The following is a 24694-nucleotide window of genomic DNA, read 5'->3' on the forward strand; positions in this document are numbered from 1 at the left end:
AAAAAAGGAAAAACATATGGCCAATTCACAGGCTGCAGAATTAATCCAGGTTACGGTTAATCTGGTAAACGGTGAACCTCAATTCAGCTATTTAGACAGTAGCGGTCAGCCAATTGATGGTGATGTGACTGTGACACAGGCCGAAACCATAACTTATCAGCTGATCGATAATACCGGCAAAGGCCTGAAATTTGCCGGTGCCGGTTTTACCACACCTTTTGATGGTGTGATCGACAGTGTTAACCTGTCAGCTGATGGCATGCAACTGCAAATGGTTGATACTGACCAAACAGCTGGCAGCAGTAAATTCCAGTTTGTTCTGACAAACACGACAAACAACCTGATGATCTTAAGCCCGGATCCTGAAGTTAAAAATGTACCACCACAATAACAGCTGAGATTAGCAGATAAATATAAAAAAGCCCGTCCGCGGGCTTTTTTATATTTAGTAATTATTCTTTGTTAAGTTAAGTAAATTCAACAACATAAATCAGAAGGTTGTCAGAAGGTTCCTGCGCGAAGTAAAGGCTAAAGTTGGCAGCAGTTAAGCCAACTGAGTGAACGACGCCGATGAAAACTGCCCACAATAAAACCAAACTGCAACCACTGGCCCTGAATGATGACAGCCTGTGGGATGACGAAAATGGCGTGGCCAGTGGTCTGGATATTGGTAGTTTTGTCCAGTATCTGGCCGAGGCGGTACTGATTGTCAGCCCCGACGGCACCATTGAATGTGCCAATGCTAAAGCCGCGCTGTTGCTAAATTGCATTGGTACCCCGTTAATTGGCCGGCAGTGGCCGGAGTTTTTAACCAGCCGCTGTCAGCAGCAGTATGAGGGTTTGGTGCAGCTGGTGGCGAAACGGGTGTTGTCGTTGCAGGCAGGGCCGAGCGAAATGGCGCTGCGCTGCGCTGATGGCGTGGTAAAAGATATCGAACTGTCAGTGTCATTTTTGCCGGAGCCGGCAGCAAGGCTGGTTTTGGTAATGCGCGATTTAAGCCGTTATAAAGCAGAATGCGAGCAACTGCGGTTGCAAGCCACTACAGATGCGTTAACCGGCCTGGCTAACCGCCGTGGTTTTGATGAGCAGTTGCACAAGCAGTGGCAGCAATGCACTGAAGCAAGGTTACCGTTAAGTGTGGTGATTATTGATATCGACTTTTTTAAACAGTTTAACGACAGTTATGGCCATATTCAGGGCGATGCCTGCCTGCGTAAGGTTGCGGCAGCGATAGTGCAGGCCATGCCGGTTGATGCCAAACTGGCAGCGCGTTACGGTGGGGAAGAGTTTGCGTTGATTTTACCTAACCATAATGAAATTAGTGCCATAAAAGTGGCGCGGCAAGTGCAGCAGGCCGTGCGCCAGTTACAGTTTCGCGACGCCGGTTTACCTGTAACAACCAGTGTTTCAGTAAGCCAGGGTGTAGCCACCGAAGTAAACGGCCAGTATCGTACCAGCATGGCGCTACTTTGTGCTGCCGACACCGCATTATATCGCGCCAAAGCAGAAGGCCGCGATTGCATTAATACCAGTAGCTAGCAAGCCGATGCTCAGGCTGACTGTCCGTTCAGGAGCCTGAAATCAGCACCAGGGTTTCGTTGCCGAAAGTCAGAATATCACCGGCATTTACCTGCTTACGTTTCTGGGTTTCCACTATGCCATTTACTTTTACCAGGCCCGCGTCCACGGCAGCTTTTGCTGCACCGCCACTGTCGCATAGCCCTTCAAACTTTAAAATTTTATACAGTTCAACCGGTTGTTTAGTAAGAATAACATCACGTTTGTTGCTCATATTAAAGGCCTTTTTAGTCACTGCGTTAAGCGGGGTCGCTTAAGCTTAAATGGGGTTTACCTACCAGATAGGCACGGCGAAACTCACTGAAGTAATCGCCAAGTTTACTGGCGGCATCGTGCTCACCTGCCATTGCCAGTACTGCTATAGCAACTTCAGCCGTGCAAAGCTGATGTAAATGGGCTGCTTCGCGCAGCGCATAGCGCGACGCTTGTTCCGGTTGAATACCCAGTACCGGTAACTTAGCCAGATAGGCGCTTTTAAACATTTTTTTCGCTTCGCGCCAGGTGCCATCCAGCATGACAAACAGAGGAATTTTACCCTCAGTTGCCTGGTGAAGCTCGGTGCTATCTTGTAAACAACGCTCTGCTGCGGCGTATTGCTGCGGAAATACCAATACTGGCGCATAACGGCTATCGGTTAACAGCGTCAGCAGCGCCGGATTGGGCTGGGTTCTGTCCCAGACAAAGGCATGGTTATCGGCTATAACATCACAGATCAGCCGGCCGGTATTACTGGGTTTGTAACACTCGCCGGTATACATAATAAAGCAAAAGGCACAGCTGCCAGCGGCTAGCGGTTTAGCTGCACAAATGCATTCGCTTGCAGGCAGCAGGCAATGCTCGCAGCGTACCACCTTGCTACCGCGGGCGTTAAATACCCGTTTTGATTGTGCCAGTTGCTCTGTCCGGAGCTCCAGCACTGCATTGCGCGAAGGTGGCAAGGGTTGCGACATCCTGAAAAACTACCAGCCATTAAAAAGCCGCTATTGTAGCGGCTTTTGGCAGTAACTGCGCGCTGATTTTCTGCTTTGGCATTAATTCGGTGCCGGGGCTGCTACATCGTGAATGGTTACCCGGCCTTTAATCCGGTCTTCATAAGGCTGCAGCATAGCAGCAACTCTGAACGCTTCGTTTATTCTGGCAAAATCCATTAAGTTTTTGCCGTTACAAACAACTTTTTCCACCGCATTTTGCTTGCTGATCCGATATTCCCGCAGAGTTTTGGTTAAACCCCGCCGATTGTCATCGGCCGTTTCGGTGCAAACCTGCACTAACGCATTACGGGTATAACGGTCCTGAATAAACTCATCGGCAGATGCTGGTACTGCCACACTGGCCGCTGCCAGCGATACTGCGAAAAAAAGTGCTGTTTTCATGGTTCTGTCCTCTTTTTTGCTAATGGCGTATGCCATGGTTTGATTCTGGCAGAGCGCCGCTGACAGCGCCGCTGCTTTGGGTTAAGAGGAAGGACAGTTGTTATCAAGTGACCAGCTGACGGTAAAAAGGGATAACCGGTGAACGAATAGTTTACGCAGTGCTCAGTGCTGTGGCAGTGCGGTTAGCTGTTCGGCCCAGTTTAATTTATAACGTCTTGATCCATTGACCAATTTGCCGTTGCTGAGCACAAACTGGTAGTCGTTATTATGGGGTTGCAGTTTATGAACATGATGCAGATTCAGCAACGTGGAGCGATGTACCTGCACAAATTGTTCCGGCAGGCGTTGCAGTAAGTCTTTCATCGTTTCCCGGATCACCAGCGTTTCGTTCAGGGTATAAATGCACATGTAGTTGCCGGCTGCTTCTATCAGCAGAATTTCAAATTCGTTCAGTAACAGGGTGGCGCCACCGGTTTTAAAAGCCAGTTTACTGGCAGGGGCCTGTAGTGGCTGCTCTGGTTGTTTATCCAGCGCGGTTCGGGCGTCCAGTAGCGATTGGGCCAGGCGCTGACGCGACACCGGCTTAAGCAGATAATCAAAGGCAAAATGCTCGAACGCGGCAAACGCAAATTGCTCGTATGCGGTAACCAGAATAAACAGTGGCCGTACCATGGCAGAACCTTTGCCGGTTTGCTGCAAAATATCAATGCCTTTAACCCCTGGCATCTGAATATCCAGAAAAACCACATCGATATCCGGTGCGGTTTGTAAAAATTGTAAGGTGTCATCGCCATTGTCAAAGCAGTCGACAATATCCAGGTTCGGGTATGAGGCCAATTTGGCTTTTAAGTTGCTGATGGCCAGAGGTTCATCATCGGCAATAATCACTCTAAGCGGCTGGTTCATGCAGGGCCTCCGTGGCAATGTTAAGCTGGCTGTAAAAGCCCGTTGCGTTGTAGCTGAGGGTTAAACTGGCGGTCTGGCCAAAAAGCAGCTGCAGCCGCTCTGTCAGGTTAGTTAAATTGACAGGTCGCTGCGCGTCAGCCCAGCCAGCGTTGTGCTCAGCGCCTTGCTGAGCCAGGGTAATGTGTAAGTGCGTGGCAGACTGCTCCAGCCGGACCAGCAGGCAAAGCGCGCCTGCAGTTTCTGCAACACTGTACTGAATAGCATTTTCCGCCAGTGGCTGCAGCAACAGTGGCGGTATCAGTAACTCAGGTAACGGTTGTGGCAATTGCCAGCTTATCTGCAGCCTTTGCCCAAAGCGGACTTGCTGAATTGTCATATAGGCTGTTAGTGCGTCGAGTTCCTGCTGTAACGGAATAAATTCATCTTGTTGATTTTTCAGCGAGTGGCGCAGGTAAACACATAGATGCTGGATCAGCTGTTCGGCATCGTGGCCGTTGCGCTGCACTATCAGGGCGTTAAGTGCATTCAGGGTATTGAACATAAAGTGCGGGTTCAGCTGGTAACGCAGTACTTTTAATCTGGCCTGGCGCGCCTGTTTTGCCAGTTGTTGCTGCTTAACCAGCCCCGCGAAATGCAGCTGGTTAGTTTTCAACAGCATAAATACTGCCAGCCAGCCGGCTAACGGCAGTAACACCAGGTTAAATGCCAGAAAATATTTCAGGTTGGAGCTTACGTCCTGCAGCATATCGGAAGCATAAGTTGTAATCAGATACTGGCGCAGCAGCACCATTAGCAGCCACCAGGGCAGCAGCACCAGCAGCAGCCGTTTTAACTGAACCAGCAACGGTCGTTGCTGTGCCAGTTCATGCTGGCCCAGGATGCCGGTAAGTAAAATATTCAGCAGGGTAACCAGCGAGTATATCCAAATATAAGGCCAGCTTGACTCATCCTGCAGCGGTACCAGCACGCTAAGATGGGTAAACTTAACCAGCAGATAACTTAACCAGTACAGCAGATGCCAGTACCAGAATCTCGCCATGCGCTGCTGTCCAGCGCTGGTTGCTGTCATGCCGTTTGCCATGGTAAGCAAATATTGACGGCAAAGCCCTGAGGACTGGCACCAATTTCCAGCCGGGCTTTATCGCCAAAATGTTGTAACAGGCGGTTGCGAATATTATCCAGGCCAACACCGGCACCACCGCAATCAGCTTGTAACTGAGAGCCGGGGCCGTCATCACTGACACACAGTTGCAGGCTGTCCTGTTGTCGTTTACCGCCAATGGTAATGGTGGCACCTTGTTTGCGGGTGGCAACCGCGTATTTAATGGCATTTTCTACCAGAGGTTGTAGCAATAAGGCTGGGATCCGCTGCCGCTTTAACTGTTCATCAATTTGCCAGTTAACTTTCAGTTTGTCACCGAAGCGGGTTTTCTGCAGCAGCAGGTAAGCATCGATAGCGGCCAGCTCGTCAGCCAGTTGTACCAGGCTGTCGGGTGATTTACTCAGCGAATAACGTAAAAATGTCGCCAGTTGCTCCGACATCGTTTCGGCATCATCGTAGCGTTCAGCTTCCAGTAAAGCGCAAACCGAATTTAACGCATTAAAGGTAAAGTGTGGATTCAGCTGCTGGCTTAATGCCTGCAGTTCCAGCTGCTGAATTTTCTGGCTAAGCTCGGTGGTCTGGGCCAGCCGCTGCAGCTGCTGCTGATACAATAATACCGTCAGGAAGCAGGCTGTCCAGACAAAAAATGCCAGTACTGAGGTATCAAGATTGCCAATCAGCAGCCTTGCATCGACAACTTCTTTGTCCCACAACAGCAGCCAGAAAGCATTCTCTGCCGGAATATAAACCAGCGCAACCAGAGCAACACCCAGAATTAACTGTAAGTTACTAAATGCCTGGCGGGCAAGCTGTTGATGGCTCCAGATAACTAGTGCCGCTGTCAGCAGCATGGCTACCAGTTTACTGGCCAGCATCATCGGTAAATATGTCCAGTCATAGGGCTTTTCTGATATAACGGCAACCTGCCAGGACGCAAGCAGGCCCAGCACTAAAATGGTTAACCAGTAGTACAGATTAAAGCGTAATAACGTTCCACGACAGACTAACGGCATATCCGGCCCCACAGGCTTAATCAGTCATTAGTATAATTGCCACGGCTGATTTTGCTGCGCGCTGTGGATAAGCGGATGAAAATCCGGGGTAAAACCAGAGAAAATCTTCATAAAACTGCCATGTTCAGCCGCCAGACATCAGATATGCTGTGTTATCGCTAATATTGTTGTTTATAAGAGGTTTAGTTGCAACTGCAGGATATGCTGCCGGAGCTTGAACAGCTGCAGCAATTAATTGCCAGTGCGCCACAGGCGCTGCGCTGTGAAATACTGGCAACAGTGCCGCATATGACGGAGCAACTGCCGGTATATGCGCTGGCATTGGGTAACCCTGAACCGTCGCTACCGGCGGTAGTGCTGGTTGGTGGTGTCCACGGGTTGGAGCGGATAGGCACCCAGGTAGTGCTGGCCTACCTGCAAACCCTGTTGCAGCGCCTTCCATGGGACAAATGTTTACAACATACTCTTGAACACTGCTGTATTTATTTTGTGCCGCTGCTTAACCCTGCTGGCATGGCAAACGGCTGGCGGGCAAACGGTAACTGCGTTGATTTAATGCGCAATGCGCCGGTAGAGTGCCAGGAGGGTGCGGCCTGGCTGGTCGGCGGCCAGCGCTTCAGCCGGGCCATACCCTGGCACCGCGGCAGGCTGGATAAAATGGAAACGGAAAGCCAGGCGCTGGCAAATTTTATCACCCGCCAGTTGTTTGCCCGGCCGTTTTCATTGGTACTGGATTGTCATTCCGGCTTTGGCCGCACCGACCGGATCTGGTTTCCCTATGCAAAAAGTGCCCGCCAGCCCATATCGCATCTGGCTGAGATGTACCGTTTACGGCAGCTGTTTTTTCAGACTTATCCGCATCAGAACTATATTTTTGAACCGCAATCACAGCATTATTTATGTCATGGCGATTTATGGGATTATCTGTACGATCAGGCGCTGGCGCAACACACAACGATGTTGCCACTAACTCTTGAAATGGGCTCATGGAACTGGGTGCGGAAAAATCCGTTTCAGTTGCTCTCCAGTCTTGGCATGTTTCATCCGGTGAAACCGCATCGGGTAAAACGGGTGCTGCGCAGTCATCTGATCCTGATTAACTTTCTGATTAATGCTTCCTTGTCTTATCAGAACTGGTTACCGTTAACCAATCGACAGCAACTGGATAGTGCAGCGGTGAGGCTATGGTATCCGTAACCAACGATAACACGCCGGTATTGCTGCTGCGTGGTTTAACCCGCGAGCAGCGCCATTGGGGCCGGTTCAGCTCAATGCTGGCTGACAAGCTGGCTAACCCGGTGCTGGGTTTTGACTTTGCCGGCAGCGGCGAGCTGTACCAGCTACGTTCGCCGACGACTGTTACGGAATTGCGGCAGTCAGTTCGCAGCCAGTTGCAGAACCACTCTACGTTTACCGGTAAAGTGCATCTGGTGGCGTTGTCATTAGGTGGCATGCTGGCGGCAGACTGGGCGCTGGCTTTTCCGGCAGAAGTGGCCTCAATCACCCTGATTAACAGCAGTGCCAGGCCGCTGGCGCCGTTTTATCAGCGGTTGCGCTGGCAGAATTACCCGGCGCTGGCCGGCTTGTTTTTGCTATCAGCCAATAAGCGCGAGCAGCGTATTTTAGCGCTGACCACCGCCCGTGCGTATCAGGACCTGCAGATCGTCAGCCAGTGGCAGGCCTGGCAGCAGCAACGACCAGTGTCAGCTGGCAACGCGCTGCGTCAGTTACTGGCTGCCAGCCGGTTCAGCCTGAAGGCTAAGCCAGCCTGTCCGGCGCTGATTATCAGTAGTCAGGCCGATAAACTGGTTAACCCGCAATGCTCAGTGGCGCTGGCAGATTATCTTCAAGCCGCTCATCAGCAGCATAGCTGGGCCGGTCATGATATTGCGCTGGATGATCCGCTCTGGCTGGCCAGGCAAATAGCCCAATTTATCCGGCAGCTGTGTTAATCTAGCGCTTATTTTTGCCGGAACACGTTATGTCGATAGCCCGTCAGGCCTCTGAAATTACTTTGCCAGCGATTAATGGGGGCTGGGATAGCGTGCTGCAGTTTTTGTGCAGCCAGTTTCCGTTTATCAGTGAAGCGGTATGGCGCGAGCGGATGGCATCAGGCAAAGTGCACTGGTTTAATGGCGATACGGTAACGCCGGCCACCCCTTTCTCGCCAAGTAAAAGACTATGCTATTACCGCGAAGTTGCTGCAGAGCCGGTGATTCCGCTGGTCCATCATATTATCTTTCAGAACGAACATATTATTGTTGCCGACAAACCGCACTTTTTACCGGTAACCCCGGGTGGCGACTACGTTAACGAGTGCCTGCTGGCCCGCTTACAGCGCGAAACCGGTATTACTGATATGGTGCCGGTGCACCGGCTGGACAGGGATACCGCCGGATTGGTGTTGTTTTCAGTAAACCCGGATAGCCGGCCGGCGTACTATCAGTTGTTTAGTCAGGGGGCTATTCAGAAGCAGTATCAGGCCGTGGCAAGATTAACAGCTGATGCGCAAAAAGCGGCGTTGCCGCAGCACTGGCATATTGCAAACCGGATTGAAAAAAGTCAGCCGCGCTTTATCAATGCCATTGTAGCGGGCGAGGTTAATGCGGTATCTGATATTACCCTGGTGGCTAAAGCCGGCGGGCTGGGTATGTTTGAATTAACGCCGCATAGTGGTAAAACACATCAGTTACGTTTACATATGCTGAGTTTGGGCATGCCTATTTTATATGACAATTACTACCCGCAGTTGCTGCCAAAGCAGCCGCCTCAGTTTGCGACGCCACTGCAGCTGTTGGCAAAACAGCTAAGTTTTACCGATCCGATCAATCAGCAATTAACCCGGTTTAATAGTAAGCAGTTACTAACTGCCTGGCCTGCCTAGCTCTGGCGTTAACCAGCTTGCTGGTGCTGTTGCAGTAGTTTATCCAGTTGATTAGCAAAAGCCTGGCGGTCGCTCTGGCTAAGTGGTGGTGGCCCGCCGGTATGTACGCCGCTGCCGCGCAAGGTATCCATAAAATCACGCATGGTCAGTTTTTGTTTAATGGTGTCGGTGCTGTACAGCTCGCCCCGCGGGTTAAGGGCATGGCCACCTTTTGCTAAGACATCAGCAGCCAGCGGAATGTCGGCAGTAACAACCAAATCGCCTGGCTGGCAGCGCCGGACTATTTCATTATCAGCTTCATCGAAGCCATGCGCCACCTGCAGGCTGCTGAGAAAAGGCGAAGGTGGCACCCGGATCATTTGATTGGCAACCAGTACCGTGTTGATTTGCCGCTTTACGGCAGCCCGGAATAGAATTTCTTTAATCACTACCGGACAGGCATCGGCATCAACCCATATTTTCATTGCAAGCTCACTTAAACATTCAGAATGTGCGGCATTAGGGGTTTTTATCCGCTATCAGCGGCAGAATCAACCTGAACTCTGTGCCTTTGCCGATAACAGTCTCCATTTCGATACTGCCTTGCAGCACCTGAGTGACCAGATTGTAGCACAGGTGCAAGCCCAGACCCTTACTGTGACTTGCCCGGCGGGTGGTAACAAATGGATTAAATACAATATCCTGAATGCTTTCATCAATGCCTTTGCCATTATCACAAACCTTAAGTAACAACTGCTGGTCTTTGGTCTGCACCTCCAGTCTGATCTCGCCGCTGGCATCCGGTTCAAAAGCATGTAACAGCGCATTTTCCAGTAAATGGGTTAATACCGTTGCCAGAGCGCTTGCCCGCAATTTCAGCGTCAGGTGATCAGGACATTGTAGTACTATGCCAATAGCGGCGCTTGTCGGATTAAGCCGCGTAACCAGATGTTGTAACCAGGGTTTAAGTTTTACTTTAACCGTATCTGTCACCGTTTCATTTACTGCCAGTTGCTTAAACTGAGTGACCAGATCGGCAGCCCGTTGCAGGTTGTAGTTAATCAGCTGCAAATGTTGTTCGCTGTCGCTGACAAACTGACTAAATGCTTTGCTGCTGAGTGTTTTCTCGTCAAAGTGTTGTTTTAATTCTGCCAGCTTACCGGCAAGGGCGCTGCTGGCGGTAATGCTGACACCCACTGGTGTATTGATTTCATGCGCTACCCCGGCCACAGTCTGGCCGAGTGCTGCCATTTTTTCATTTTCCAGTAAGCTTTGCTGCGCCAGTTTCAGTTGCTGGCTGCGCTCTTCAACCTGACGAGCCAATTCCCGTGCCTGTAGTTGTGCTACCCGGGTTCGTACTTTTACCAGTAAATAAATCGCCAGGATCAGACTCAGCATTAACAGCAGGGCAAACCACCATTGCTGCCAGAATGCCGGCAGTACTGTTAATTGCAGCCTGGTCTGGTGTTCGCTCCACTGGCCGGTACGATTGGTGGCCTGAATGCGCAGACTGTATTGACCCGGCCATAAGTTGGTATAACTGGCAATTCGCTGGCCGGCATCAGAGTACTGCCATTCTTCGTCAAACCCTTCGAGCTGATAGCGATATTGTATTTGCTGTGGTGCCGACAAATCCATGGCACTGAATTCAACATTAAAGCTGCGTTCGTCTGCCTGTAAGGTTAATGCCTGCTGATCAGGTGCTATTTGCCGGCTGCGGCCTTTTACTTTCAGCTCAGACAGCAAAACCGGCGGCTGATACTGCCATGTTTCGAATTGTTCAGGATTAATCACCAGCAGTCCACTGCTGCCACCAAATAACAACAAACCGTCGCGGGTTTTGTGGTAAGCCCGGTACCAGGGAGAACCTATATCAATGCCATCTGCCGGGGTTAGCGGGTAAAGCAGGCCACTGACCGGATTATAGTGAAATTTAGCAGTCCAGATATTGCCCTGATGATCTTCCAGCAAATTGGCACCAAAATCCTCATTTAAAATGTAATTTGCAAAGGTTACTTTACGAAATGCAGCGTCTTGGTCAGCAGGGCCTGGTTGCAGATATTGCTGATAATTAAACTGATATAAGCCGGAGGGGGTATCAAGCCATAAGCGGTTCTGGCTGTCGTGTAACAACCCCAGAATGCTGGTTATCTGTTCTGTCTGTATGGCGTTACCGGTCGGGGTAGCCCCGGCAGCAGGGGGAATGAGGTAGAGGCCACTGGCCCCGGTTCCAAGCCAGATATTGCCCTGCTGGTCCTCCACTATCGCGTTAATGTAATCCTGCAACGGTTCACCGTTATCCTGTCTGATCCTGACAAAGCGCTGCTGCTCTGGCAGCCACAGGGCGACACCGGTACTACTGCCCAGCCATAACCGTTGCTGGCTGTCAGTAAATAAGGTCCGGACATTGGTGCGCCAGATCCCATGCTCAGGCCCCAGCAAACTAAACTCACCATTTTGCGGTTGAAACCGGTACACCTGGCCCGGATTAACTCCTACCCAGATAGTGCCATCCGCCTGCTCGGCCATGGCCGTGATCCAACCATGTTGTAACCTGCCCGGAACATCCTGTGCTGGCTGATGACGGGCAACAATACCGTCGACCGGATCAATGACTTCTATGCCGTTGCCACGATTGCCGAGCCAGAGTTGGCCATTGGCTAATTCAAGAATACTGCTTATATTACCGCTGCTGATACTGTGATTATCTGCCAGACTGGGTCGCAGGGTGCTGACGCCATCCTGACCATCGAATCGTTGTAAACCGCCGCCATAGCCGCCTAACCATATTTTACCGGCATGGTCTTTTAACAGGGTGCGAACATCCTGATGAGCAAGACTGAACGGATTGGACATATCGTGCTGATAACGACCAAGCACGCGTCTGTCATCAACCGCCAGCCTGCTGATACCGGCAAAACCTGCCAGCCATACTTCATCATCGCTAATTTGTAAAATATCATAGACCGGGCCCGCTACCTGGCTGCTGGTTAAATTCTGTGATAATGCCGTCAGGCTTCGGTTTGGATTTATCACAAAGGCGCCGGCTCTATCGGTTCCCAGCCAGATCTGGTTGGCTACCCTGGCCAGGGTCAGCACCTGACCAAGCTCTGCAGCCGGGGCTTTGATTTGCTGCACGCTGGCACTGCCGGGGGTAAGCAGAAATAAGCCACTGCGGCTGCCAATCCACAAGTTGCCCTGTTGATCAGAGAGCAGGGCTCTGACATCCAAAAGTTCTGCCTGGGGCGGTACAAATTGCAAAACCTGACCATCCCGACCCAGCAACGCTAACCCCTGATTACCCGCCAGCCAGATATTGCCATTACTGTCTTCTGCAATCGCCTGCACCTGATAGCCAAAGTCGTTTGAGATACCGGGGGCCGTTATTTTCGGCTGATAAAAGCTGTCGCTGGCGCTTTCATAGCGCTGAATTCCGCCAGGGGCAGTTGCCAGCCATAAGGTACCGTCAGTTGCCTGAAATAAATCCCGGACAAAATTGCCTGCTATCGAACCGGTTGTCTGGTTGCTGCCTGGTTGCTGAGCCCCGGCTTGCAAATATCGCCGGTATCGATAACCGTCATAGCGGATTAATCCGCCCGCGCTGCCAATCCATAAACGGCCATACCTGTCCTGTGCCAGTTTGGTGACGATGTTGTCGGGAATATGCTGGCGGTCAGCTACGCTGACAAAAAACTCACTTGCTGGTGGGAAATAAGGTGCGGCGATGTCGGAAGCCGCATCTGCGAAGCCAGGGGTTGCGGTCAGTAGCAAGACTGTTGCACTGGATACCAGCATCAGAACATACTTTGTCAGAAAACGATGCGCCAAGGCGTACTGCTCACGGTAATCACGAAGTAGGTTAAATTTACGTCTGTTTTTATTAAAAATCAATTAATTAACTGTAGTTTTAATTGGTTTATCAAATCAGTTGCCACCAGCCACGGCCGCGGTTGTTGCCGGGCAAGATGGGCTGCAGCATGCAGATGTAACCAGGCGGCGAGTTGACAGGCTTCCCGGCCACTCAAACCCTGGGCCAGTAATGCTGCAATGACACCACTGAGTACATCTCCCATACCACCGCTGGCCAGCGCCGGATGCGCCGCTGCCAGTAAGGTTGTGTTACCGTGCTGATCACATATCAGGGTGCCAGCCCCTTTAAGTAGCACAACACCACCAAACCGCTGCTGTAACTGGCTGACGGCGGCCAACCGGTCCCGCTGGATAGCTTTGCTGCTGCAGTTAAGTAAACGCGCCGCTTCACCCGGGTGGGGCGTCAGCACCCAGTTTTGCCGTTTTAAGCTCTGCTGTTGTGCTGCTGGCAGGCTGGCCAGAAAGTTCAGGGCATCGGCATCCATTAACAATGGCTTGTCGGTTGCCAGCGCCTGAGCCATCAGAGCCTGGCCCCAGCTTTTCGTACCAAGCCCAGGGCCAATGGCTATCACCGATGCGGCCTCAAGTAACTGAGCGCAATCGTGGCTGCGGCTCATGACTTCCGGCTGACGGCTCAACATTGCACTGATGTGCTCAGGTCGGCTGTACAAACTTACTTTACCTGCGCCACAGTTTACTGCAGTCTGGGCGGTCATAATGGCTGCTCCGCCAAAGCCATGGTCGCCGCCAATCACTAGTACGTGGCCAAAATGGCCTTTATGACTGTTAGCACGCCGTGAGGGCAGTAATGTGTTTAGTTCTGAGCTGCTGATGCTGCGACAGGCCGGGTTAACTTCATTCAGCTCGCTGGCCAATTGCAGCAGGCTTAGCCATAACTGACCGCAATGATCCAGGCCATCCTGCATTAGTAAACCTGCTTTAAGGCCAATAAAACTGACAGTGGCCGTCGCTTTTACCGCTGTGGGCATCGCCTCGCCGCTATCTGCGTTGATGCCGCTTGGAATATCGACCGCCAGTACCGGCAGCTTACTGTCATTTATCGACCGGATCAGCTGATAAGTTGCTGTATCCAGCGGCCGGTTCAGGCCAATGCCAAACAGCGCGTCAACCAGAAGTTCTGCTTCTGCGAACTGCGTCACCAGCGAAACACCAGCGGTTTCCGCCGCTTTAGCTGCCTGCTGCGCCGTGTTACTGAGCTTACTATGATCGCCATGCTGGCAAAGTCGCACGTCATAACCTTTGGCCCGGGCCAGTGCGGCCAGCAGATAGCCATCGCCGCCATTATTGCCAGCGCCGGCATACACCAGAATATTTCGCGGCGCCGGCCAGCGCTGTTGCATTAGTTCCAGCAATGCTGCAGCGGCCCGCTGCATTAAAATAAAGCCACCGTCGCTGCCAAGTTGGGTTATTGCCCGCTGCTCCAGTTGGCGAATACTGTCAGCCCGGAACAATGGCTGCTTTTGGCTGGGGTCGACAGGATATATTTCGGCTGTTGTGGTATTGGCTGGCATTGGCTACTCAGTATTGTGGCTAAGTCAGGTTAATCATTATCCGCCTCAGGGACAGTGTCATAATTAGCATAGCGCAGACAAAAGCGCAGGTTGTCGGGGTAGGGGAAAATATCTTCAACTTTCCCAGCACGGATTGCCTGTTGCTTGGCTCGCCAATAGGCTGCATCGAGTAGTTCAGGGTGTTTGCTGAACAGCAAGTGGCGAAGATGCGGTTGCGGCGTAACAAAAGTGGCAATTTGCTCAGGAAAAACATCGCCGGGCGCGGCACAACAGTTTGCCTCTGCGTTGATGGCATCTTCAAAATTATCTGTTTTGGTAAAGGCCCGGAAATTTACATCCAGCAGATACTGCACTTCGTCGTAGTCGTAAAAAACAACCCGTTTATGCCGGGTTACCCCGAAGTTTTTTAACAGCATATCTCCCGGAAAAATATTAGCAGCAATCATTTCTTTAATCGCTTTGCCGTAATCATTCATGATAAAAGCTTTCTCCGGCTCATCAGCCTGCTCCAGATAAATATTCAGCGGCACCATTCGTCGTTCAATATATAAATGCTTGATAACAATCAGGTCGTCTTCAATTTGCATAGACTGGCCAATCGTTTCGCTCAGTTCCTGCAACAGTTCAGCGGTAAAGCGGTTTTTTGGTAACGCAACATCAGAATATTCAAGGGTATCGGCCATTCTGCCAACCCGATCATGTTTTTTAACCAGCAAATAACGTGCTTTGACCGTAGCGCGGTCAAATTCTTTGCTAGGCGCAAACTTGTCGCGAATAACCTTAAACACATAGGGGAATGATGGCAAGGTAAACACCATCATCACCATGCCACGAATACCGGGGGCGGCGACGAATTGATCATTAGTTCTGGTTAAGTGGCTGAGCAGCTCACGGTAAAACTCGGTTTTACCCTGTTTATGCAAGCCAATACTGGCATACAACTCAGCCAGGGTTTTATGGGGCAACAGTTCCCGTAAAAAATGCACTAATGCTGATGGCACCGGACACTGCACCATAAAATAAGCCCGGGAAAAGCCAAAAATAATACTCATATGCTGCGGTTCGGTCAGCAGCGTATCCAGATATAAGCCGGCACCCTGCTGGTGCAGCAGCGGAATAATAAAGGGTTGCTGGCCATCGGGTGTTACCACCCTGCCAACGATATAGGCCGCTTTATTGCGAAAGAAAACGGATTTAAGCATATCAAACCGGATTTGATGGACAGGATAACGGCCATGCTCAGACTGGCTGACAAAACTTTTTACAATAAGGCGGATGTCCCGCTCAAGGTTAATAAAAGGGGTGGCAAAGGCAAAGTCAGCGACAATGTTGCGGATACTTTGTTTCAGCCCATCCTGGGCCGGGAAATAACTTTGGTACACCGATGAAATCGGTGCCGGCAGGTGCTGCAGGTTTAACGTTGATTCAACAAAAATATTCTGGTTGTGGTAATACTTGCGGGAAAACAACCGGCAAAACACCGAGTTATAAAAGGTTTCTGCCAGTTCAGCTTGCGGGTGAAACAATAAATACTCTAAATACTGTTGTTTTACCTGTTGCCACAATGGCTCGTTTAAACAATCTGATGGCATCGCCTGTTTCAGTTCGGCAACGGTTTCTGCCACCCGCTGATCGTAAAACGAAATCCGCTCAGAGCTGTCCTGCTGATAAGCGCGCCAATCGGCCAGCTCAAACCGTTGTTTGGCTTTCGCCGTGACATTCTGAAACAGTTTGAAATGCTTCCGGAAGCCCTGCAGGATTAATTCAGCGATTTGTCGGGCTCTGGCCATCGTTTTTGTTCTTATTAATGTGGTATGCAGCCAATATCATAGCATGTTACGTTGGCATCCTCAGCCACCGCTTCTCTGGCAATATATACCGTCCAGTATTCGATATGCGGGCTTGACCATTTATAGTGAAAACCAACCCCGATATGCAGTTGTTGCCGGTAGAATGGCAGTTCACCAAGTAAGTGGCTACGGTGAGCTGTTGACGCTTTAAACGCCTCCCATACCTCTGCTGCCGTACTGTAGCCGCCGGCAACAGCCTCCACCTGATTGCCAATGGCTCCGCTGTAGAACGGCGGCAGGTTATAGCCAAGCATCCGCAAGCGCTGGTTTGCACCCAGGCCGCCAACATAGTGATTTACCATGCCTTTTTGCGCCATCACTTTGGCCTTGTCTGCTGCCGCCTGGGCCAGCAGGGGATGGCAGCTTAATGTGGTACGTTGCTGCTGCGGATCCTGAATAATCAATAGTGCCAGTTGCTGGGCGCTTTCATTCAGGCCGCAATCTGCAATGGTGTTATGATTCGCTATATTCTGAGTGTTGTAATCAGCGTTAAGCTGTGGTGGTTCAGTGTCAGCCGGCGTGGGGGCTGCAAGAGCTGATGCTGAAAAGAACACGAATAATATGATAAAAATCAGCAATATAAAAAGTCCGCCGCTTTAGGTTAACGTTACGTTAAACCCCGCGCGTATCCTTGTCAATGCATAAGCAGGTGCCGGGGCGCACCTGCTTTGTCCTTGCATTTAATTACTGTTAACGCTGCTTACCTGGTTTAATTGCGGTTGTACATCATCACCGTAGCCAAATACCACGGCCAGCACCAATACCAGCGACGCTGCCAGCATTAACTTGGCCATCAGGGGTAGGCAAAACCGGAACCAGTGGCCATAAGGCACCCCGGCAATACCAATAATACCCATTAAAATGGCATTGGTTGGAATAATCATGTTCGAGAAACCATCACCAAACTGGTACGCCAATACCGCTACCTGACGGGGAATTTCCAGTAAATCTGCCAGTGGCACCATTAACGGCATGGTGACAAAAGCCTGGCCACTGCCTGACGGAATAAAGAAGTTAAGCAAGGTTTGAATAATCAGCATACCGACTACCGCAATTTCGGCGCCAACATAAGATAACGGCAGCGACATACCGTGCACTAAAGAATGTAAAATCTGGCCATCTTCCATAACCAGAGAAATACCACGGGCCACGCCGATTAGGATAGCTGTGGTGGTCAGCTCCATGGCGCCGTCAATAAATTTTTTGGCTGCAACATCAACACCAATCCGGCTGATTACTGTGGTTAACAGGCCCCAGGCAATAAAGCAGGCGCCAAGTTCGTACAGATACCAGCCATGGACCCGGATGCCGTAGGCAACAATACCAATAGTAGTCAGAAAGCTGGCCAGGATCAGTTGATGTCTGACAGACAGTTTTGGGTAGTCTGTTGCATGACTGTCGCCAAGCGGACAAGGTATATCGGCAACCATTGAGTTTTCCGGGTTGGCCAGTACTTTTTTCGAGTAGCTCCAGACATGGTGAAAACCAATTAACACAAACGGCAGGAAAATGGCTGCCCGCAACGGCCAGCCAGACAGGATTGGCAATTCCGCAATTTGCTGGGCAATAACAAGGGTAAACGGGTTCACCGCTGAAATACCATAACCGATACCGTAGCCGGCCACTGTCATGCCAACGGCCGTCATGGCGTCGAGCCGCATTGCCTTACACAAGGCCACCAATATCAGCACAAAGGGGATATATTCGCCGGCGGTACCAATAAAGCTGGAGGCCATGGCAAAACAGAACACCACCATGAAAATCAGAATTTGTGGTTTTTCACCGAAACGTTCCAGCATCCGGCCGATCAATGCATCAACAGTACCGGTGGCGCGGGCTATTGATAAAACGCCACCTAAAATCATCACAAAGAAAATCACGTCCTGCGCGCTGGCAAAGGCGCGGGGTATGGCGGTCAGCAACTGCCACGGCGTCATATAGTTTTTATCTTCAACCAGGGTAAAAGTACCCGGTACAACAGCCTGGCGGCCAGATTCGAGGGTTTGCATTTCAAATGCGCCTTGCGGCACTATCCAGGTGGCGATCATTGCTATCACCATCATGGAAAACAGCAGGGTAAGGGTATGAGGTACTTTAAATTTGCCCATGGTTAAACAGTCCCATAAATAAAACCTTGATTATAAAATGTGCGGTTTCCGCAGCGTTATTCTGATGAAAAGCAATGGAGTCTACCCCAACTGTGGCTGCACCACAAACTCAACCAGTAAGGCGGGCACTTGCCTGTAAGCCGCCCTTTGTATAGGCTTGGCGCCTTTATATGCAATTGCTGATTGTGGAGCCCGCCTTGGCCCTGTTTGCCCTGACTATTTTATTAAGTGCAGCCTTGCTGTTTCTGGTACAGCCTATGCTGGCTAAACAGCTGCTGCCATATTTCGGTGGAGGCGCTGCGGTATGGGCGGCCTGTATGCTGTTCTTTCAGAGTCTGTTGCTGGCAGGCTATGGCTACGCCCATCTGCTGGGCCGCTATCTGGCGCCGAAAACCCAGCGTCTGCTGCACAGTACGTTATTGGTGCTGGCTATTAGTAGTTTACCGTTAATGTGGCATGCTGGAATTGCCTCAGCCCCTGACGACACGCCACTGGCTGCCATTTTAGTGCAGTTAGCCTTACTGGCCGGGCTGCCTTATTTGTTGCTGTCTGCCACCGGCCCGTTATTACAGCATTGGTTTGCCAGCCGCTTTCCCTTGCGCTCACCTTACCGGTTGTATGCGTTATCTAATTTAGGTTCGCTTGGCGGCCTACTGGCGTACCCTTTTATTCTGGAGCCAGTATTCAGCCTGAGTGAGCAACGCCAGTACTGGGTGCTGGGTTTTGTGCTGTTTGCCTTGTGTTGTCTGCTGCTTATGTGGCGTGAGCTGGGGCAGTTGTCTCCGGCGGTGCGTGCTGTTAGTGCCCGCCTTGATAAAAAATTTACTGTGCACTGGTTGGCGCTGTCGGCCTGTGGCGTGGTGCTGCTGCTGGCGGTAACTCAGCAACTTACCCAGAATGTGCCGCCGGTACCATTTTTGTGGGTGCTGCCTCTTAGTTTATATTTACTCAGCTATATTGTGGTATTTAACAAGCCTGGCTGGTATCAGCGCGGCTTGTGGCTGTACGTTTTCTGTCTGAGTATGGTATTTGGTTTACTGTTGTTTTATCTGGGGCGTCAGTTTGATCTGATTTCCCAGCTGCTGCTGTACCTGACTATCTTATTCAGCGGCTGTATGCTCTGTCATGGCGAGCTGGCGCGCTTAAAACCAGAGCCGCAATATTTAACCGGTTTTTATCTGTTGCTGGCGGCCGGCGGCGTGCTGGGCAGTGCCACGGTTAACCTGCTGGCACCGCTGGTGTTCAGCCAGTACTGGGAATTTTTGCTGGTATTACTGGCGATTTACCTGTTAATGCTGTGGCCGGATACTGCAGTTAAGCCAAGGTGGCAGCGAGGGTTGTGGCTAACTGGCGGCCTGTTATTCGGGCTTAGTATCACCGGCCTGGAATGGCAGCTGGGGCAGCATAATGTCTATAGCGAACGTAATTTTTATGGCAGCCTGGTGGTGCGGGATCTTACTATCATTGACGAAGCCGGTAATAGCCAGCTGCAACGTCAGCTGATAGACGGCACCACCAGCCATGGTGCCCAGTATCTTGCGCCATCACTCGCCGGTACTGCCCAAAGCTACTACCGGCCGGGCACTGGTGCAGCACTTGCTCTGCAGCATTTTTTGCCGGCAGCACCTACCCGTAACATTAATCAGCTACAGCAACGGAATTTCGGCCTGGTGGGGCTGGGCGCCGGTGCGCTGGCGGTCTATGGCAGGCCGGGTGATAGCATGACATTTTATGAACTGAACCCGGCTGTGATTAACGTGGCGACGAAGTACTTCAGTTATCTGGCTGACAGTGCTGCGACAGTTGACATTGTACCAGGTGATGCCAGGTTAACCCTGGCGGCAGAGTTGGTGCAACAAGGCAGTCAACAGTTTGATGTGCTGGTCCTGGACGCTTTTAGCAGCGACAGTATTCCGCAGCATCTGCTGACTATTGAAGCCATGCAGCTGTACTGGCAGCATTTGCAAAGCGATAGTGTGCTGGCGGTGCATGTTTCCAATAATTATCTGGATTTAACCAGCTTGCTTCGCAATCAGGCGGCAAAGCTGGGGCTAGACGCCTATTTTATCGCAACCGACGCGCAGGGCATTAACCCGGCAGCCCAGTGGGTGTTAATTACCGCTAACCAGCGTTTTATCAGCCAGCCGGTTATTCAGCAGGCACTAAGCCCGTGGCCATCAGCGCTTAATCCTGACGTTAGCTGGACAGATCAGCGCAGTAATTTATTGCAAGTGTTGAAATAACGTTCAGTAAATTGAAGACATTGCCGGGAGGTCAGTCTCGTACAAACGGCGCCAAGTGACTGGAGATACTTACTTCACCGGCTTCAAGGAGCACATCCTTGTGCCCCTTCAGCCTGCGCAGCATCCATGCTGCTGTTCCGTAAGCACACCAGTCACTCTGCGCCTGAGTCCGAGAAAAAGGGTCAGAGTGATTTACTTATGACTCGTCGTCTTCCACCATCGTCATCAGTGAGGTATTACCGCCAGAGGCCGTAGTATCAATACTGATGGTTTTCTCGGTGATTAAGCGTTTAATCAGCGTGTCGTAGTACTCGGCGCTGATTACCGGCAGGATTGCCCCCTCACGCTTGGCCAGTTGCTGGCTGAAGTAACCTAAGCGCGACGAGCGCGCTGCGACTACAGCACCGGCTAAATGCGGGTGGGCCAGAATGGCTTGCAACTGATCAGGCTTGGCTACCTGGAATACGCCTTCTGCCACCCCGGTGGCAATAAACTTATCGCGAAACGCCTGGGCTTCGTCATAAAACAGCTCTGAGGCGACAGTAATAACGGTATTACCGGCGGCAAGGGCAGTAATAATAGACAAGGTCCAGAAGTTAAACGACGTGCTCTTATCGGCATAGCACACCACGCAACCACGAGGTTCATAGTGCAGAGTATTCGATTCACCGGTAGGCCCTGGCAACACAATGGCTTTACGCATGTGTTTTTCCAGCCGGTTCAGCTGTGCCCTCGCATCGGCCAGGGTTGAGCCTAAGTCGTCTGCCAGCTCATCGATAATATCTACTGTGGCAATTTTAGCCAGTAACTGACGAACCACTGACACCCGGTCATTCAGCTTGGTGGCACGCCACTTTTTCTCATCCCGGATTGAGTTTTCCATCAGCTGCTGTACCTGAGCTTCCGCATCGGCGGTATGGTGTAAATCCAGCTCATCCGGTGTCAGGTTGGTCATCTGCACGTTTTCCGGCGACGCTTTTTCTTTTACCAGCCGCAGTAAATAGTTCGGGCCACCTGCTTTAGGGCCGGTACCCGACAGGCCGCGGCCGCCAAAAGGCTGGGCGCCAACAATGGCGCCAATCATATTGCGGTTAACGTAAACGTTGCCGGCGCGTGACATTTTGGCCAGGTACTCGCAACGTTCTTCAATCCGCGAGTGAATGCCCATGGTTAAACCATAACCGGTGCCGTTAATCTGGTCGATTACCTGGTCCAGATTTTTCGCTTTAAAGCGGATAATATGTACAACCGGCCCGAATACTTCGCGCTTTAATACCGACAAATCTTTAATTTCATACAAACGCGGTGCAAAGAAATAAGCACCGTTTTTACTGTTGTCCGGAATATCGCACTGATAGTGCAAAGTGGCTTTGTCTTTCAGATACTCAACATGATCTTCCAGGTTTTTCAGTGCCTTGGCATCAATAACCGGGCCAATATCGGTGCTGAGCAATGCCGGATCGCCGACATGCAATTCCTGTAACGCGCCTTTTAGCATCGCAATAATACCATCGGCCACATCTTCCTGAATAAACAGCACCCGTAGCGCTGAGCAGCGCTGGCCGGCACTTTGAAAGCCGGAGCTTATCACATCGTCCACCACCTGCTCAGGCAGGGCGGTTGAGTCAACAATCATACAGTTCTGGCCGCCGGTTTCGGCAATCAGTGGTACCTGAATATCATTCCGGTTTGCCAGGGTCTGGGCAATCAGGGTGCCGGTATCGGTTGAACCGGTAAACATCACCGCCTGAATGCGTGAATCTGGCACGATGGTTTTACCCACGTCGCTGCCGCGGGCAATAACTGCCTGCACCACATGCTCGGGTAAACCGACAATCCCCATCAGCTCGATGGCGCGCAGGGCAATTAAGCTGGTTTGTTCGGCTGGTTTAGCGATAACAGTGTTGCCGGTAACAATGGCAGCGGCAACCTGGCCTAAGAAAATAGCCAGTGGGAAATTCCACGGGCTGATACATAAAATCACACCGCGCGGCTCAAACCGTTCGTCTTTGGCCAGCTCTTCAGCACGGGCAGCATAATAGCGGCAGAAATCGACGGCTTCCCGTACTTCATCAATGCCGTCCTGGGGCACTTTGCCCGCTTCTTTAATACAAATAGCCACCAGCTCGTCATGATGACGCTCTAAAATATCAGCTATCCGCCGAAGCAGATTCGCCCGTTGGGTAATTGGTGTTTGCGACCAGTCAGCAAAGGCTTTATCGGCGTTGCTTAGTAGCTGCTGCATTTGTTCGCTGTCGTGCATTGTCACATGGCCAATCACTTCCTGATGATTGGCCGGGTTTCTTACCGGTACGGCGCCTTCCGGCAGCTTGTCTTCAGACGTTAAGTGGGTTTCAAACCAGCGGTCGAGGTTAGCTTTGAACGGCATCAGACTATTAATATCGGTTAAATCCATGCCGCGTGAGTTAGCGCGTTCTGCACCGTATAAATCGATCGGCATTTTAATCTGAGTATTGTATTTATTGCGCAGGCCCTGCAGGGTTTCTACCGGGTCTGGCAGCAGCGTTTCCACCGGCTTGGTGGTATCGACAATCGCATTAACAAAAGATGAGTTAGCACCATTTTCCAGCAGGCGGCGAACTAAATACGCCAGCAGATTTTCATGCTCACCTACCGGGGCATACACCCGGCACTGAATTTTTTCTGAGCTGACAATCTGATCAAACAGCGATTCGCCCATGCCGTGCAGCCGCTGAAATTCGAAGCCGGTGTTATCACCTTTGGCCACTTCTAAAATGGTGGCAGCAGTATAAGCATTATGGGTAGCAAATTGTGGGTACAGGACATCACGCGCTTCCAGCAATTTAATGGCGCACGCTTTGTAAGATACGTCGGTAGAGGCTTTGCGGGTAAATACCGGGAAGTGTTCCAGGCCATCCTGCTGGGTGGTTTTAATTTCGGTATCCCAGTAGGCACCTTTAACCAGGCGTACCATCAGCCGGCGGTTAACTTTACGGGCCAGCTGAGTAAGCCATTCAATCACAAAAATAGCGCGTTTCTGGTATGCCTGTACGGCCAGACCAAAACCATTCCAGTCGCCTAAATCCGGATCGCTGAAAATGGCTTCAATTATGTCCAGCGAAATATCCAGCCGGTCAGCTTCCTCGGCATCAACGGTAAAACCGATATCATACTTTTTGGCAACCAGGACCAGTTCTTTTAATTTGGGGACTAGTTCTGCCATTACCCGCTCGCGGTGGCTGAACTCATAACGCGGATGAATAGCAGATAATTTAACTGAAATACCCGGGCTTTTGATCGGGCCCCGGCCTTTTGCTGCTTTACCAATAGCATGAATAGCAGTTAAATAGCTCTGATAGTAACGATCGGCATCCGCCATAGTGCGGGCGCCTTCACCCAGCATATCATAGGAGTAGACATAGCCTTTTTTCTCGGTGTCAGCGGCACGATCAATTGCATCATCAATTGTGGTGCCCATTACAAACTGTTTGCCCATAATTTTCATGGCAAAATTAACTGACTTACGAATAACCGGCTCACCCAGCCGGCCCAGGGTCTTTTTCAGAATGCCGAACTGCTCTGCTTTATTGACATCAGAGTAATTGACCATTTTACCGGTAACTAACAAACCCCAGGATGAGGCATTAACAAAAAGTGATTCGCTGCTGCCCAAATGCGAGCTCCAGTCGCCATTAGCAAGTTTATCGCGGATTAGCATGTCCTGGGTTTTTTTATCCGGTACCCTTAGCAGCGCTTCGGCCAGACACATCAGTACCACACCTTCTTCGCTGGATAACGAAAATTCGTTCAGCAAGGCATCAACGCCACCCTGGCCATCCTGATCTTTACGGATATTTAAAACAATTTGCCGGGCCCGTTCCCAGGCGCGGCTGCGTGCTTTCACGCCCACTTCTGCCAGAGGCAACAGCATATTAATGATTTGATTTTCGTCAATCCGGTAATACTCACGGATTTTTTGTCTGATAGGACAGTCGGTAGTTAAATCACCAGTAAATAACATAATAAACCCTTAGCAAAATGACGGCTGAACCTGACAGTTCCTGCCGGTTGGGTGGCACGAAAGCAAGCGTGCATACTAATCAAAATGTAGCAGAATGTGCTGGCTTAATTTGGCTATTTTTCCCTAGTTTACAGGGCGCAACCTCAATTTGGCCGCATAAAATGCTGCCTTTTCTGTCAAAATGATAAGGCCGCCAGCGCAGATTCGGTTTTCCGGCTGATCGGATTACATTTGACTACAGTACTAAGCCTGA

Annotated in this window: 19 protein-coding genes; 6 read left to right on the forward strand and 13 right to left on the reverse strand. The window is 50.9% G+C overall.

Annotation, left to right across the window (positions count from 1 at the left end):
* The first annotated feature begins 16 nt into the window (after positions 1-16).
* Together KQY15_RS10900 and KQY15_RS10905 are read left to right on the forward strand one after the other, a co-directional pair.
* Positions 17-391, forward strand: coding sequence for a DP-EP family protein (locus KQY15_RS10900; protein ID WP_217669226.1), 375 nt, complete (start codon positions 17-19; stop codon positions 389-391).
* A gap of 179 nt (positions 392-570) precedes the next feature.
* Positions 571-1539: a sensor domain-containing diguanylate cyclase gene (locus KQY15_RS10905; protein WP_217669227.1), complete on the forward strand. Its 969-nt coding sequence runs from the start codon at positions 571-573 to the stop codon at positions 1537-1539.
* A 28-nt stretch (positions 1540-1567) separates the two neighbouring features.
* On the opposite strand, the gene KQY15_RS10910 is transcribed toward KQY15_RS10905, so the two are convergent.
* The 6 genes from KQY15_RS10910 to KQY15_RS10935 form a co-directional block, all read right to left on the reverse strand.
* Complete coding sequence (locus tag KQY15_RS10910; protein WP_217669228.1) at positions 1568-1792, reverse strand: RNA-binding S4 domain-containing protein; 225 nt, start codon at positions 1790-1792, stop codon at positions 1568-1570.
* Positions 1793-1817: 25 nt separating this feature from the next.
* The gene (locus tag KQY15_RS10915) at positions 1818-2528 is read right to left on the reverse strand and encodes a tRNA-uridine aminocarboxypropyltransferase (RefSeq protein WP_217669229.1); all 711 of its coding nucleotides are present in this window, start codon (positions 2526-2528) and stop codon (positions 1818-1820) included.
* Positions 2529-2609: 81 nt separating this feature from the next.
* Entirely contained in the window at positions 2610-2951 is a 342-nt protein-coding gene (locus KQY15_RS10920) for a DUF3718 domain-containing protein (RefSeq protein WP_217669230.1), read from the reverse strand.
* A 162-nt stretch (positions 2952-3113) separates the two neighbouring features.
* Positions 3114-3857, reverse strand: coding sequence for a LytR/AlgR family response regulator transcription factor (locus KQY15_RS10925; RefSeq protein WP_217669231.1), 744 nt, complete (start codon positions 3855-3857; stop codon positions 3114-3116).
* A complete protein-coding gene (locus KQY15_RS10930; RefSeq protein WP_254795641.1) occupies positions 3841-4926 on the reverse strand; it encodes a sensor histidine kinase in 1086 nt (361 codons plus the stop codon). The genes KQY15_RS10925 and KQY15_RS10930 overlap by 17 nt, the downstream gene beginning before the upstream one ends.
* On the reverse strand, positions 4923-5972 hold the full coding sequence (locus tag KQY15_RS10935) for a sensor histidine kinase (protein WP_217669232.1): 1050 nt from the start codon (positions 5970-5972) through the stop codon (positions 4923-4925). The genes KQY15_RS10930 and KQY15_RS10935 overlap by 4 nt, the downstream gene beginning before the upstream one ends.
* A 186-nt stretch (positions 5973-6158) precedes the next feature.
* Between KQY15_RS10935 and KQY15_RS10940 the strand changes: the two genes are divergently transcribed.
* Genes KQY15_RS10940 through KQY15_RS10950 form a run of 3 tightly spaced genes read left to right on the forward strand, consistent with a single transcriptional unit; the run spans position 6159 to position 8856 of the window.
* Entirely contained in the window at positions 6159-7169 is a 1011-nt protein-coding gene (locus KQY15_RS10940) for a M14 family zinc carboxypeptidase (protein ID WP_254795642.1), read from the forward strand.
* Positions 7157-7924, forward strand: coding sequence for an alpha/beta fold hydrolase (locus tag KQY15_RS10945; protein ID WP_217669233.1), 768 nt, complete (start codon positions 7157-7159; stop codon positions 7922-7924). The genes KQY15_RS10940 and KQY15_RS10945 overlap by 13 nt, the downstream gene beginning before the upstream one ends.
* Positions 7925-7953: 29 nt before the next feature.
* A complete protein-coding gene (locus KQY15_RS10950) occupies positions 7954-8856 on the forward strand; it encodes a pseudouridine synthase (protein ID WP_217669234.1) in 903 nt (300 codons plus the stop codon).
* An 8-nt stretch (positions 8857-8864) separates the two neighbouring features.
* On the opposite strand, the gene KQY15_RS10955 is transcribed toward KQY15_RS10950, so the two are convergent.
* From KQY15_RS10955 to KQY15_RS10980, 6 genes are all read right to left on the reverse strand, one after another.
* Entirely contained in the window at positions 8865-9320 is a 456-nt protein-coding gene (locus KQY15_RS10955) for a YaiI/YqxD family protein (protein WP_217669235.1), read from the reverse strand.
* A 34-nt stretch (positions 9321-9354) separates the two neighbouring features.
* The gene (locus tag KQY15_RS10960) at positions 9355-12663 is read right to left on the reverse strand and encodes a sensor histidine kinase (protein ID WP_217669236.1); all 3309 of its coding nucleotides are present in this window, start codon (positions 12661-12663) and stop codon (positions 9355-9357) included.
* A 59-nt stretch (positions 12664-12722) separates the two neighbouring features.
* Complete coding sequence (locus KQY15_RS10965; RefSeq protein WP_217669237.1) at positions 12723-14237, reverse strand: NAD(P)H-hydrate dehydratase; 1515 nt, start codon at positions 14235-14237, stop codon at positions 12723-12725.
* A 29-nt stretch (positions 14238-14266) separates the two neighbouring features.
* A complete protein-coding gene (gene aceK, locus KQY15_RS10970; protein ID WP_217669238.1) occupies positions 14267-16027 on the reverse strand; it encodes a bifunctional isocitrate dehydrogenase kinase/phosphatase in 1761 nt (586 codons plus the stop codon).
* Between the two features lie 14 nt (positions 16028-16041).
* A complete protein-coding gene (locus KQY15_RS10975) occupies positions 16042-16665 on the reverse strand; it encodes a CAP domain-containing protein (protein WP_254795643.1) in 624 nt (207 codons plus the stop codon).
* A gap of 102 nt (positions 16666-16767) precedes the next feature.
* The gene (locus KQY15_RS10980) at positions 16768-18195 is read right to left on the reverse strand and encodes a YfcC family protein (protein ID WP_217669239.1); all 1428 of its coding nucleotides are present in this window, start codon (positions 18193-18195) and stop codon (positions 16768-16770) included.
* Positions 18196-18365: 170 nt separating this feature from the next.
* On the opposite strand from KQY15_RS10980, the gene KQY15_RS10985 reads away from it, so the two are divergent.
* Complete coding sequence (locus KQY15_RS10985) at positions 18366-20438, forward strand: spermidine synthase (RefSeq protein WP_217669240.1); 2073 nt, start codon at positions 18366-18368, stop codon at positions 20436-20438.
* Positions 20439-20634: 196 nt separating this feature from the next.
* Here the strand turns inward: KQY15_RS10985 and putA are convergent, their stop codons facing one another.
* Positions 20635-24441, reverse strand: coding sequence for a bifunctional proline dehydrogenase/L-glutamate gamma-semialdehyde dehydrogenase PutA (putA, locus tag KQY15_RS10990; RefSeq protein WP_217669241.1), 3807 nt, complete (start codon positions 24439-24441; stop codon positions 20635-20637).
* Between the last annotated feature and the right edge of the window lie 253 nt (positions 24442-24694).

The sequence above is a fragment of the Arsukibacterium indicum genome (assembly GCF_019100565.1).
GTDB classification, from domain to species: Bacteria; Pseudomonadota; Gammaproteobacteria; order Enterobacterales; family Alteromonadaceae; genus Alishewanella; species Alishewanella indicum.